This window comes from Bacillus silvicola (assembly GCF_050524305.1).
GTDB lineage: Bacteria > Bacillota > Bacilli > Bacillales > Bacillaceae_G > Bacillus_A > Bacillus_A cereus_AT.
The window spans coordinates 1,519,893-1,532,370 of record NZ_JBNGVC010000012.1 but is presented as its reverse complement, the minus strand read 5'-3'; the positions used below and the strand labels follow the sequence as shown (position 1 = coordinate 1,532,370).

The following is a 12,478-nucleotide window of genomic DNA, read 5'->3' as shown; positions in this document are numbered from 1 at the left end:
CACTGATTATTAGTTGAACCAATCGGGCTTTTACGGACAGTTGATCTCCCGCCTAACTTCTTTGCTTTCACCGAATTTTGAGGTGGGGGTCTTACTGCCCGTTAATGCGGGATAAATAAGTGCTTTTGAATGGAGGGTATTATGAAGAGAGCATTATTCTTTTTCATTAGTATTTTCTTTTTAGGAAGTTGTTCGATTTCGTATGTTACTTTTTCTAGCGAGAGCAAAAGTTGGACGGGGCAATATAAAGGTCATATTAAGGATGACAGTGAAGATGGAATGTTTACGTTTCAGTATAAGGGCGGAGATGGGAATACGGAATTTAAAAATTTAGAGATTACTATTAATGAAGCGTTTCGTACAATGACACAAACGTCAGAAAGTCATAAAGGAGCAAAGGTTGAAATGAAGTCTTCTTGTGTAAGTTGTGCGCCTCTCTCTAAAGATGAACCGATAGAGGTTGTGATTAAATGGGATGATAAGTATGAAGAGAAGATGGTTTTAAAGCGGAAATAGCGTAGAGTGAGGGATTAAAAATGAATAGGAATATGAAAATTTCTACGTATATATTTTTAAGTGTATTTCTAATCATATTACCATCGTGTACTACAAAAACAGTAGAGCGAGTAGCGGTCAAAAAAGTATCTAAAGAAGGGTATGTCATATTAAGAAATGATACAGTATTTTTTGTCGGTGATAAAATGTTTGAAACAAAAGTAGAGTTGCAAAAGTATATAGAGCAACAAATGAATAAAGATCATCCATCAGATATAGTCTTGAGTTTTAAGAATAAAGACGCATATAATCAATTAAAAACAGGGGATAAAATAAAAGTATGGCCTTCTCAAATACTTGAAAGCTATCCATCAAAAATGATTATAGAGAAATTTGAAATAGTAGAGAAATAGAAAAAGGCAGCAATCACGCTGCCTTTTTTATTATTTTACAAATTGTAATTCTTTCGGGAACTTCGTTAAAATTTCTGATCCGTCTTTTGTGATATAAATATCATCTTCAATACGAACGCCACCTACGTTTGGTACGTAAATACCTGGCTCGATTGTGAAGACCATACCTTCTTTTAATGGAGATTCGTTGCCTTCTTTTACATCTGGATATTCGTGTACGCTAATTCCAAGTCCGTGACCAAGGCGGTGAGGGAAGAAGTCTCCGTAACCTGCATCTGCGATGACAGAGCGAGCAGCGTTGTCGATTGCACCAAATGTAACGCCTGGTTTACACGCTTCAACTGCTTGTAGTTGGCCAGTAAGTACAGTGTTGTAAATGCGAGTTTGTTCTTCGGAAATATCACCAAATGCTACTGTACGTGTAATGTCAGAGCAATAGCCGTCAATGATTACACCTAAATCAAATAGTACGAAATCGCTGCGCTTCATTTTGTTAGCACCTGGAATACCATGTGGAAGAGCAGAGTTAGCACCTGCTAATACCATTGTATCGAATGACATTTTATGGATGCCTTTTGTTTTTAATTCGTGCTCAATAATTGCTAATACTTCTAGTTCGCTGCGGTTTTCTTTAATTGCATTTACCCCAACTTCAACAGCATAGTCTGCCATTTTAGCTGCTTCGCGTAAAATAGAAAGTTCTTTTTCGTCTTTAATTAAGCGAAGCTCGCGAACTTTCTCTTCAGCTGATTTGAAAGCTGCATTTGGGAATAATTTTGTTAATTCTTCGTAACGCTCTACGTTTAAATGTTCTTTTTCAATTGCAACTGCATTTGCATTGATACCGCGGTCTTTAATTGCTTTTGCAATCATATCCCATGGTTTGTCAGTATCAGTAAATCCGATAATCTCATGTGCCCAGCCAGCGTTACGTGCTTGGCCTTCTTCCATTTTAGGACAAATTAAAATAGGCTCTTTTTCTTGGAATACAAACATACCAAGTAGTCTTTCATGTGGTTCACAATGGAAGTTCGTCATGTAGAAAACGTTTGGTGTAGAAGTTAAGAACGCAGCTTCTACGTTTTTTTCTTTTAGCCATTGCATTAAATTTTCTAATCTAGCATTCATCGATTGGCACCCCCGAGATATTTAATTACAAATATAACTTTACATCGGATGAAAGCGTTATGACAAGTAAATAGATGTTAGAAAAGACAGGGAATTAAGAAATCATGTAGAATAAAAAGTGTGAATGTGAATAGGGGAGGAATGTAATGATGAAAGTATCTTATCACGGGCATTCAGTTGTAAAGATTGAAACGAATGGAAAAGTTATTTTAATTGATCCATTTTTAACGGGAAATCCGAAAACAGATTTAAAGGCTGAAGATGTAAAAGTAGATGCAATTCTTTTATCTCATGGACATGGTGATCATGTTGGAGATACAGTAGAGCTTGCGAAGAAAAATAATGCAGTTGTTGTAGCACCATTTGAACTAGCGACATTTTTAAGTTGGCAAGGTGTAAATACACATCCGATGCATATTGGAGGCTCACATGAATTTGATTTCGGAAAAGTGAAATTTACACAAGCATTCCACGGTTCTAGTTATATCGATGAAGAAAATAAGACGATTACATATACAGGTATGCCAGCGGGTATTTTATTTACAGCAGAAGAGAAAACTGTGTACCATGCAGGAGATACCGCTCTATTCTCTGATATGAAATTAATTGGGGAACTGAATAACATTGATGTAGCATTTTTACCAATTGGCGATAATTTCACAATGGGACCAGAAGATGCGGTTTTAGCAGCAAAATGGATTCAGGCGAAAACTGTTGTACCGATGCATTACAATACGTTCCCAGTAATTGAACAAGATCCATATCAATTTGTAGAAAAGCTACAAAATTGTACAGGGAAAGTATTAGAAGCTGGAGAAAGTATTACACTATAGAAAAGAAACCCTTCATTTGAAAAGACAAGTGAAGGGTTTTTTATGTGTGTAGGACAGCTTTTAAAGGTTGTACTTGTTTTGATGATTCTTTTCTTTTTGGAAGTGGCTGTTCAGGTGTTTCATTCAATTCCATTGCAACTTTTTTCCCGTCTACGAAAGCTAAAAATACAGCACCTACTACTTCTAATAATTTTTTCATCATGTATTCGCTCCTTTGTTTCATTTCTTGTCTTCATTGTATATTGAAGCGGCTGGACAAACTATCGAACGAGATGACAATACCATTACATTGTTGTAATGGTAGAAGTGGTGTAATGTAAGGCGTATTTTGTTATAAAAAAAATAATACAGGTATATAAAGAGAGAGTGTAACAGTTTTGAAAATATAGTATACTGAAAATACAACACATGAAGAATTTAGGGAAAAGAAAGTATGGTGAAACCATTTGGCTACCAAGCATAACCAAATTTTAGAACATATTAATAGTCTGCCAGTAGGCCATAAAATTTCTGTAAGGCAAATTGCAAAAGATTTGAGTGTAAGTGAAGGGACAGCTTACCGTGCAATTAAAGATGCAGAAAATAAAGGATATGTTAGTACGATTGAGCGTGTCGGAACAATTCGAATTGAACAAAAGAAGAAAGAGAATATTGAAAAGCTGACATATGCAGAAGTCGTTAATATTGTCGATGGTCAAGTACTTGGAGGCAGAGAAGGACTACATAAAACATTAAATAAATTCGTAATCGGGGCTATGAAATTAGAAGCGATGATGCGCTATACAGAAGCCGGGAACTTGCTTATCATCGGGAACCGTACGAATGCACATCAATTAGCATTAGAAACAGGGGCCGCTGTATTAATTACAGGTGGATTTGATACAGAAGAGCATGTGAAAAAGTTAGCAGACGAATTGAAGTTGCCAATTATTTCGAGTAGCTATGATACATTTACGGTCGCAACGTTAATTAACCGTGCAATTTATGATCAACTTATTAAGAAAGAAATTGTACTCGTTGAAGATATTTTAACACCGATTGAAGAAACACTATATTTAAACCCTAGTGACATCGTACAGAAATGGCATGAGTACAATGAGGAGACGATGCATGGACGTTATCCAATTGTGGATGAAAATAAAAAGGTGTTAGGTATCGTAACTTCGAAAGATATGATTGGTGTTGCGAAAGATACACCAATTGATAAAGTAATGACGAAACATCCTATTACGGTAAATGGAAAGATGTCTGTCGCAGCTGCAGCGCGTATGATGGTGTGGGAAGGTATTGAATTACTTCCTGTTGTGGAAGATGGAAATAAATTGCAAGGTATCATTAGTCGTCAAGATGTACTTCAGGCGCTGCAAATGATTCAGCGTCAACCACAAGTTGGTGAAACGATTGATGATATTGTAACGAATCAATTTATGACGCCGAAAGAAGCAAAAAATGAGCATTTGTATCAATTTTCAGTGACACCACAAATGACGAATTCAATCGGAACATTATCTTACGGTGTATTTGCAACAATTGTGACAGAAGCAACAAACCGTGTCATTCGTGCGCAGAAGAAGAGCGATTCAATTGTTGAGAATTTAACAATTTATTTTGTAAAGCCGGTTCAGATTGATAATGTTGTATCCGTTCATCCGAAAGTATTAGAAATTGGCCGTAAATTTGGTAAGGTTGATGTAGAAGTACACCATGAAGGTAATGTCGTTGGAAAAGCATTACTTATGGTGCAGTTAATCGATAAATAAAAAGATGGAACAAATCGTTTTGATTTGTTCCATCTTTTTTTGTTGAAAGGATAGAATTAAAAAAGAAAATAAATTGCGTATTATTTCATATTCATAGTAGAAATACTCGGGAATTTGAAAGTGGAGGAAATGTCGTAGTGAGTGATAAGGAGGTGCTGAATGGGAGGGATAATTTTCTTTTTAGTTGTTGTATGTATCATAATTGTTCATGTGTTAACACACAGAAGAATGAATGGTATTAAAAAGAAGTTGTATTTTGTAAGTTTGATTCTCGCAAGTATTGGTTCCTTTATTCCTATATCAGGAGAAGATGAGCCTGATTTCCTTTATTTTGGTGTACCAGCTGAAACGTTTGTTTATTATGGTGGTTGGGAAGTCTGGTTTAATCCATTAGGGTTTTTCTTTAACTTTATTTTGTTTTATTGGATTTTGAAGCTATTACTTAAGCTCGGTGAGAGTTTTAGTAGAGAAGTGAAAAAATAGCAGGATATGCTGTAGTCTTTAGCTAATCTATTTTAGGTTAAAGGATTGGTTATTAGTCGATAAGATCAATGAGGAAGAGATCAAAATAGTGTCATTGAATGGAGAAACTATACTTCACTATACGAACTAGGGGGAGAAGAATGGATTTTTACATTAAAGAGCAGTTATGTAAGCAATATAATTTAAATAATTTTACGAAAGTTTCATTGTTGCATGGGGGAGAAAATCAAACATATATATTTGAATCGGACAAAAATAAATTTGTAGTTAGACAGTATAGAGAAGGACGTTATACAGCCGAGCAAATAGAGGCTGAAATACATTGGGTAATAGCGTTACAAAAACAAATGTTAGTACCAGAAGTAGTTGTAAATAAAAATGGTGACTGGATCACACCTGTTATGAAAGATGAGAGGAGTATCCAGTATTTTGTTGTCTTTAGGTTTATAAACGGAAGCGAAATTTTAGAACCGAAGGATAAAGATTATGAAAAACTTGGATCATTAATGCGAAAGTTTCATGAAAATGCAAATGGAGTGCTCAAAAGAATACCGCAAACTTGGAGAGGTTATGAAAGGCCTGTATATACCGAGAAAAAGACAATTCACGAGCCTTTACAACGTTTATTAAATACTTCGTTTTTATCTTATGCGGATAAAAATAAATGCTTGAGAATTGCAGAAAGAATACAAGAGCTTACAAATTCAACTCAACTAGGAGAAAAACAATTTGTTCATGGCGATATGCACTTTGGCAATGTTCTTGTAGACAAAGAGGATTGGTATTTACTCGATTTTGATGAATGTGGATTTGGGTATAAAGAGTTTGATATTGGTGTTCCGAGATTGCATTTAATTGCTTCGGGACAGTTAAAAGAAGTATGGGGGAACTTCATGATGGGATATGGGGAAAATATTTCGGAAGCAGCCATTCGACTTGGGACTGCTTTGAGAATTTTTTATATGGCAGGAAAAATACCATTAAGACTTGATATTGAACCAATTAGAAAAAATCCTGGGAATTTTATTCGGCGATATATTCAGTATGCTGAAGAAGAGCTATGCGGAGAGACAATTGTAAAATAATAAAACAGAATATTAACTCAATTAGATTGTATACTGTGCTATAATTAGATTGTAAGATAATGGATTTCGGAAGGTGGTATGCAATATGTCATCAGAATTATTCTTTTTTGTTGGTATCGCACTATTTTACTTTCTTGTAATGATACCGATTCAATATTTATACTTACAAGGTTTAAATGAAAAAAAGAAACGGACAGGATTATCTCAGCAAGAACTATACAAACAGATGTCTTTTGAAGAAGAGCAATTACATTTTCATGTGCAAGGCAATCCATTCAATATCCCTTCTGCGTTTGTCGCATACATGATTTTAAAAGTTAGAGGACGTAAAAAAGCATCACAATATTGATGCTTTTTTTACGTTGCTTCATAGACTTCGGCTTCTTCAACTGCTAATGGTAAGAAATGTTTGTATTGGCGAAATCCATTAAATACACTTGCACTACCAAATAGAACAAATAAAACACCAACGATAATACGAGCGGTTGAAAGTTCTAAAAAGAATTGGTTTATCCCAAAGAATAAGACGAATGAACCGAGTGCCATTGCGGATTTTCCTGAGAGCCAACCTTTCTCCATTGGGCGGTTTGTACGAAAGTATTTTGTTTTGTAGAAGAGGTACAACATAAATGAGACGATAATACAGAAGACTAATACTGGCATAATGCACACTCCCATCGCTTTATGAAAAATAATAGTGGAGAAAAAAGAAAAATCTAAACTTTCTAACTTTTATTATAAAGCAATTGTTCGCATGTATGAAATACTTTCCGTTATAATGGAGGATAAAGTGAGACTTTAATTAGTGTGGGGATGTTTCCACGCGCTAATGATTAGCCACATCCATTGGGCTTTTACTGCACGTTAAAGTGAAGAAGTTGAATAAAAAGGAGATTATACATATGCATGAGCAAATTTTAGGAGCAATTAAAGAGTTTGATACAATTATTATTCATCGTCATGTGCGTCCGGATCCAGATGCGTTAGGTTCACAGGGCGGTCTTAGTACAATTTTACAAGAATCGTTTCCAGAGAAAAATATTTATACGGTTGGGTACAATGAACCGTCACTAGCATACTTACGAGTAATGGATGATATTGAAGATAGTGTATATGAAAATGCACTTGTTATCGTATGTGATACTGCGAACCAAGAACGTGTTGACGATCAACGCTACGCAAAAGGGAAGATGTTAATTAAAATTGACCATCATCCGAATGAAGATCCGTACGGAGATATTACGTGGGTAGATACGACAGCAAGTTCTACAAGTGAAATGATTTATGAGTTTTACAGTTATGGAAAAGATAAAGGATTACAGATAACAAAAGAAGCAGCTCGTCTTATTTTAGCGGGTATTGTTGGGGATACAGGTCGTTTCTTATTTCCGAATACAACAGCGAAAACACTTCGTTACGTAAGTGAGCTTGTTGACATGGGTGTGAAATTCACAGATTTATACAATGAGATGTATAAGACGAAAGAAAAGATTGCTCGTTTAAACGGTTATATTTTACAAAACTTTACGATGGTAGAAGAAGGCGCAGCGTACATTAAATTAACGAAAGAGGTACTAGAAGAATTTGATGTACTTCCGTCTGAAGCATCTGGTGTTGTCGGAGCGCTTGGTAATATTGACGGATTAAAGGCGTGGGTTCTATTTTTAGAGGAAGGCGATGTGATTCGTGTTCGTCTTCGTTCAAAAGGACCGGTTATTAATAAATTAGCAATGCAATATAATGGCGGAGGACATCCGATGGCTTCTGGTGCAAAAGCATCTTCTTGGGAAGAAGCGGATCGTCTTTTTGCTGATTTACGTGAGCTGTGCAGATAAGAGATTATATGTTAAAACGAAAAGAAGGAGAGGCATAGAAGCCCTCCTTCTTTTCGTTTATTTTTCTTTCTCTATAACGATACTAATTTCCAGTACGGTATCAAAAGAAACTGTGTCTACTTTAAAGCGATATATACGATCGTAATGTTTGTACGTTTTATTTTCGATTACTTTTTTGAGTAGGTCTTTATTTTTTGCGATGCTTTGAATGTTTTTCGTTAAAAGATGCTGGAGATCATTATGGATAGAAGTGGTCATGTTTTCGAGTGTAAGGTTGTCTAAATCATATTTTTCTCGATTTATAATTTTTATTTTAATTTCTTGAATTGTTAAGAGCCGCTTATTTTCTGTATTCAATTTTTCTTGATCTTCGAGAAGGACGTGGAGTTTTGCTTCTTGTTTTTCTATAATTTCTCTTTGTTCTGCTATTTTACTAGCTTGTTCCTGCTGAAAAACACCATATATGTACAAAAAAATAAACCAGCTCAAAACGCCGCCAACAGCAGCACCTGCTAAAACTAAATACCATCTTTTGGCTGTATTGGCACTTGGTACTCTCATACATGTTCCTGCGTTAGCCATTTAATAATAATAAGACCAGTTTGCATACCACCAGTTGCAAAAAAAATAAGGAGAATTTGTTTTACGATATCTTTCATATCTCCGCCAAAGAAGCTTCTTTCAAAGCTATAAAAGGTATCGAACGTTCCACCAATCGCTGCAACGAGTGCCCAAATTCTTAAATTTTGGGCAAATTGATTAATATAAGTTAGAGCTGGTTTTCCAATGAGAAATGCACCAAATCCGCCAATTAATGAACCACCAAGTATAACTCCAAAGGCAATAAAGTAACTAATAATAAGCAGAGAGAAAAAAGTATGTTCTCTTACATCCATCGTCATTCCCCTTTCTTCTTCATATATATGGACAAAGTATGAGAAGTATGTTTTGATTTCCGCTTTCCTCATCACCTATAATAAAAGTAGTCAAATAGGTAAAGAGAGGGTACAACAGTGAAGTTTGTGCATTTACAATGTCAAACCGTTTTTAGTTTATTAAAAAGTGCTTGTAAAATTGATGAGCTTGTCATTCGGGCGAAAGAGCTTGGATTTTCATCGCTGGCCATTACAGATGAAAATGTTATGTATGGAGTTATTCCGTTTTATAAAGCATGTAAGAAAAATGGTATACAGCCTATTATCGGCTTAACAGCTTCTATTTTTAGTGAAGAAGAAGAAAAGTCTTATCCACTTGTCTTACTTGCTGAAAATGAAATGGGTTATCAAAATTTATTAAAGATTTCTAGTAGCATTATGACGAAGTCAAAAGGAGGTATTCCTAAAAAGTGGCTTGCGCATTATGCGAAAGGATTAATTGCTATTTCACCAGGTAAAGATGGAGAAATTGAACAATTATTATTAGAAGACAAAGAAAGTCAGGCTGAAGAAGTAGCTCGCACATATCAAAATATGTTCGGCAATTTTTATATGAGTTTGCAGCATCATGCGATTCAAGATGAACTGCTTTTACAAGAGAAATTACCTGCATTTATGAGTAGGATAAATGTCCCACTTGTTGCAACAAACGATGTACGTTACATCAATCAAAGCGACGCACTTGTTCATGAGTGCTTATTGTCTGTTGAAAGTGGAACGAAAATGACTGATCCAGATAGACCGAGGATGAAAACAGACCAATACTATTTAAAGTCATCGGATGAGATGGAAGCACTATTTTCTCACGTAGAAGAGGCGATTCACAATACAGTAGAAATTGCAGAACGTTGCCGAGTAGAAATACCGTTTCATGTAAATCAATTACCGAAATTCCCTGTTCCATCTAACGAGACGAATGATACGTATTTACGCCGCGTTTGTGAAGAAGGGTTGCAGAAACGTTATGGTACGCCCAAAGAAGTACATATAAAGCGTTTGAATCATGAATTAAACGTTATTTCTAGTATGGGATTTAGTGATTATTTCCTCATCGTCTGGGATTTTATGAAGTATGCGCATGAAAATCATATTTTAACAGGACCAGGACGTGGATCGGCAGCTGGTTCACTCGTTTCTTACGTATTAGAAATTACAGATGTGGATCCGATTGAATATGACTTACTATTTGAAAGGTTTTTAAATCCTGAACGTGTGACACTTCCAGATATTGATATTGATTTTCCGGATATAAGACGTGATGAGATGATTCGATATGTGAAAGATAAATATGGTCAGCTTCGTGTTGCTCAAATTGTAACGTTCGGAACTCTTGCAGCGAAAGCCGCAATTAGAGATATCGCTCGTGTAATGGGGCTCCCGCCGCGAGATATTGACATATTTTCAAAACTTATCCCATCAAAGCTTGGTATAACGTTAAAAGATGCATATGAGGAATCGCAATCACTCCGTGAGTTTATACAAGGGAATCTTTTGCATGAACGTGTGTTTGAAATCGCAAAACGTGTAGAGGGATTACCGCGTCATACGTCTATTCATGCAGCCGGCGTTATTATGAGTCAAGAACCGTTAACGGGAAGTGTAGCAATTCAAGAAGGACATAACGATGTTTATGTTACGCAATATCCAGCTGATGCATTAGAGGAGCTTGGGTTGCTCAAGATGGACTTTTTAGGATTACGTAATTTAACGTTACTTGAAAATATTATAAAGTTTATTGTGAAAAAAACGGGGAAACACATTGATATAAGAAGCTTACCTCTTCAAGATGAAAAGACGTTTCAATTGTTAGGAAGAGGGGATACAACAGGTGTATTCCAGCTTGAATCAGGTGGTATGCGAAATGTACTTCGAGGGTTAAAACCGAATGAATTTGAAGATATTGTCGCTGTTAACTCGTTATATAGACCAGGACCGATGGAACAAATTCCAACCTTTATTGAATCAAAGCACGGAAAAAGAAAAATTGAATATTTACATCCGGACTTAAAACCGATTTTAGAAAGAACATATGGCGTAATTGTATATCAAGAACAAATTATGCAAATCGCATCGAAGTTAGCCGGCTTTTCGCTTGGAGAAGCGGATTTACTGCGCCGTGCAGTGAGTAAAAAGAATCGTGATATTTTAGATCAAGAACGTAAGCATTTTGTGCAAGGGTGTTTGAAAAACGGATACGATGAGACAGCTTCAGAACAAATTTACGATTTGATTGTAAGATTTGCGAACTACGGTTTTAACCGAAGTCACGCTGTAGCTTACAGTATGATCGGATACCAGCTTGCCTATTTAAAAGCGAATTATACGCTAGAATTTATGACAGCACTATTATCAAGTGCAATTGGAAATGAAGATAAGATTGTGCAGTATATACGAGAAACGAAACGAAAAGGATTTCATGTTTTGCCGCCGTCTCTTCAGAGAAGTGGTTATAACTTCCAAATAGAAGGGAATGCGATACGTTACAGTTTACTTTCAATTCGAAATATCGGGATGGCTACAGTGACAGCGTTACTCGAAGAACGAGAAGAAAAAATGTTCGAAGATTTATTTGAATTTTGTCTTCGTATGCCATCAAAGTTTGTAACGGAGCGAAATTTAGAAGCGTTTGTTTGGTCGGGCTGTTTTGACGATTTTGGTGTTTCGAGAACGAATTTATGGAAAAGTCTTAAAGGAGCGCTAGAGTACGCGAACCTTGCACGTGATTTAGGTGATGCTGTTCCGAAATCAAAATATGTAAAAGGAGAAGAGCTATCCTTTATTGAACAGTTAAATAAAGAGAAGGAAGCCCTCGGTTTTTATTTATCTAGCTACCCGACAGCACAGTATGCGAAGTTAGGAAAAGAATTAGAAATCCCATCTCTCGCTCAGGCGATGCGACATAAGAAAAAAGTACAAAGAGCGATCGTATATATAACAAGTGTGAAAGTGATTCGTACGAAAAAGTTACAAAAGATGGCGTTTATTACATTCTGTGATCAAAATGATGAAATGGAAGCCGTTATTTTTCCAGAAACGTATATACATTTTTCGGACAGGTTACAAGAAGGGGCAATTGTTTTAGTTGATGGTACGATCGAGCAAAGAAACCATAAACTGCAATGGATTGTGAATGGAGTATATCCGCTAGAAGAAATGGATGTTTATGAAGAAATGAAAGAAGCATCTGTTTACGTGAAATTGCCGTCTCAATATGAAAAAAAGCTTGTAAATCAAGTTACGAAAATATTGTTTGACTATTCAGGTTTTGCGAAAGTACTAATTTATTATGAAAAGGAACATAAAATGGTACAATTATCTCGAAGTTTATCAATTCATCCGAGTGAAGAATGTCTAGGAGCACTTCGTGAAATTGTCGGCGACGAAAATGTCGTTGTGAAAATATAATGGACAATTTCCCTACACTTCGATTATTATAGTAGTAGTGTTCGTGGTCAGACCACTTGGAGAAATTGATATCAGCAAGAATAATTTGAGGAGAGTGGATAGTTTG

14 protein-coding genes are annotated in these 12,478 nt (G+C 35.8%); 9 read left to right on the top strand and 5 right to left on the bottom strand.

The annotated features are described in order from the left end of the window. The first annotated feature begins 141 nt into the window (after nt 1-141). A complete protein-coding gene (locus tag ACP6L7_RS19905) occupies nt 142-516 on the top strand; it encodes a hypothetical protein (RefSeq protein WP_141533470.1) in 375 nt (124 codons plus the stop codon). Between the two features lie 20 nt (nt 517-536). Further along, nucleotides 537-908, top strand: coding sequence for a DUF3221 domain-containing protein (locus ACP6L7_RS19900; RefSeq protein WP_097832112.1), 372 nt, complete (start codon nt 537-539; stop codon nt 906-908). Between the two features lie 30 nt (nt 909-938). Here the strand turns inward: ACP6L7_RS19900 and pepQ are convergent, their stop codons facing one another. Continuing rightward, nucleotides 939-2,036 carry a Xaa-Pro dipeptidase gene (pepQ, locus tag ACP6L7_RS19895; protein WP_097832111.1) on the bottom strand — a complete coding sequence of 366 codons (1,098 nt, stop codon included), beginning with the start codon at nt 2,034-2,036 and terminating at the stop codon, nt 939-941. 149 nt (nt 2,037-2,185) lie between these two features. Here pepQ and ACP6L7_RS19890 point away from each other — a divergent pair, with 149 nt between their 5' ends. Then, nucleotides 2,186-2,869: a metal-dependent hydrolase gene (locus ACP6L7_RS19890; RefSeq protein WP_097832120.1), complete on the top strand. Its 684-nt coding sequence runs from the start codon at nt 2,186-2,188 to the stop codon at nt 2,867-2,869. A 40-nt stretch (nt 2,870-2,909) separates the two neighbouring features. Here ACP6L7_RS19890 and ACP6L7_RS19885 read toward each other — a convergent pair whose 3' ends face one another. Continuing rightward, nucleotides 2,910-3,071: a hypothetical protein gene (locus ACP6L7_RS19885; protein ID WP_000976301.1), complete on the bottom strand. Its 162-nt coding sequence runs from the start codon at nt 3,069-3,071 to the stop codon at nt 2,910-2,912. Between the two features lie 244 nt (nt 3,072-3,315). On the opposite strand from ACP6L7_RS19885, the gene ACP6L7_RS19880 reads away from it, so the two are divergent. From ACP6L7_RS19880 to ACP6L7_RS19865, 4 genes are all read left to right on the top strand, one after another. Beyond that, a complete protein-coding gene (locus ACP6L7_RS19880) occupies nt 3,316-4,629 on the top strand; it encodes a DRTGG domain-containing protein (protein ID WP_097832110.1) in 1,314 nt (437 codons plus the stop codon). A gap of 159 nt (nt 4,630-4,788) precedes the next feature. Continuing rightward, entirely contained in the window at nt 4,789-5,112 is a 324-nt protein-coding gene (locus tag ACP6L7_RS19875) for a hypothetical protein (protein WP_097832109.1), read from the top strand. A 140-nt stretch (nt 5,113-5,252) separates the two neighbouring features. Beyond that, entirely contained in the window at nt 5,253-6,197 is a 945-nt protein-coding gene (locus ACP6L7_RS19870; protein WP_097832108.1) for a phosphotransferase enzyme family protein, read from the top strand. An 85-nt stretch (nt 6,198-6,282) separates the two neighbouring features. Then, nucleotides 6,283-6,546: a DUF3949 domain-containing protein gene (locus ACP6L7_RS19865; protein WP_097832107.1), complete on the top strand. Its 264-nt coding sequence runs from the start codon at nt 6,283-6,285 to the stop codon at nt 6,544-6,546. A gap of 8 nt (nt 6,547-6,554) precedes the next feature. Here ACP6L7_RS19865 and ACP6L7_RS19860 read toward each other — a convergent pair whose 3' ends face one another. Continuing rightward, complete coding sequence (locus ACP6L7_RS19860) at nt 6,555-6,860, bottom strand: YtpI family protein (protein ID WP_097832106.1); 306 nt, start codon at nt 6,858-6,860, stop codon at nt 6,555-6,557. A gap of 239 nt (nt 6,861-7,099) precedes the next feature. Between ACP6L7_RS19860 and ACP6L7_RS19855 the strand changes: the two genes are divergently transcribed. Next, nucleotides 7,100-8,032, top strand: coding sequence for a DHH family phosphoesterase (locus tag ACP6L7_RS19855; RefSeq protein WP_097832104.1), 933 nt, complete (start codon nt 7,100-7,102; stop codon nt 8,030-8,032). Between the two features lie 57 nt (nt 8,033-8,089). Here ACP6L7_RS19855 and ytrI read toward each other — a convergent pair whose 3' ends face one another. Beyond that, entirely contained in the window at nt 8,090-8,593 is a 504-nt protein-coding gene (gene ytrI, locus ACP6L7_RS19850) for a sporulation membrane protein YtrI (RefSeq protein WP_071748289.1), read from the bottom strand. After that, the gene (locus ACP6L7_RS19845) at nt 8,590-9,003 is read right to left on the bottom strand and encodes a YtrH family sporulation protein (protein ID WP_002034291.1); all 414 of its coding nucleotides are present in this window, start codon (nt 9,001-9,003) and stop codon (nt 8,590-8,592) included. Before ACP6L7_RS19845 ends, ytrI begins: the two co-directional genes overlap by 4 nt. A 42-nt stretch (nt 9,004-9,045) precedes the next feature. On the opposite strand from ACP6L7_RS19845, the gene dnaE reads away from it, so the two are divergent. Next, nucleotides 9,046-12,372, top strand: coding sequence for a DNA polymerase III subunit alpha (gene dnaE / locus ACP6L7_RS19840; RefSeq protein ID WP_097832103.1), 3,327 nt, complete (start codon nt 9,046-9,048; stop codon nt 12,370-12,372). Nucleotides 12,373-12,478: the final 106 nt, after the last annotated feature.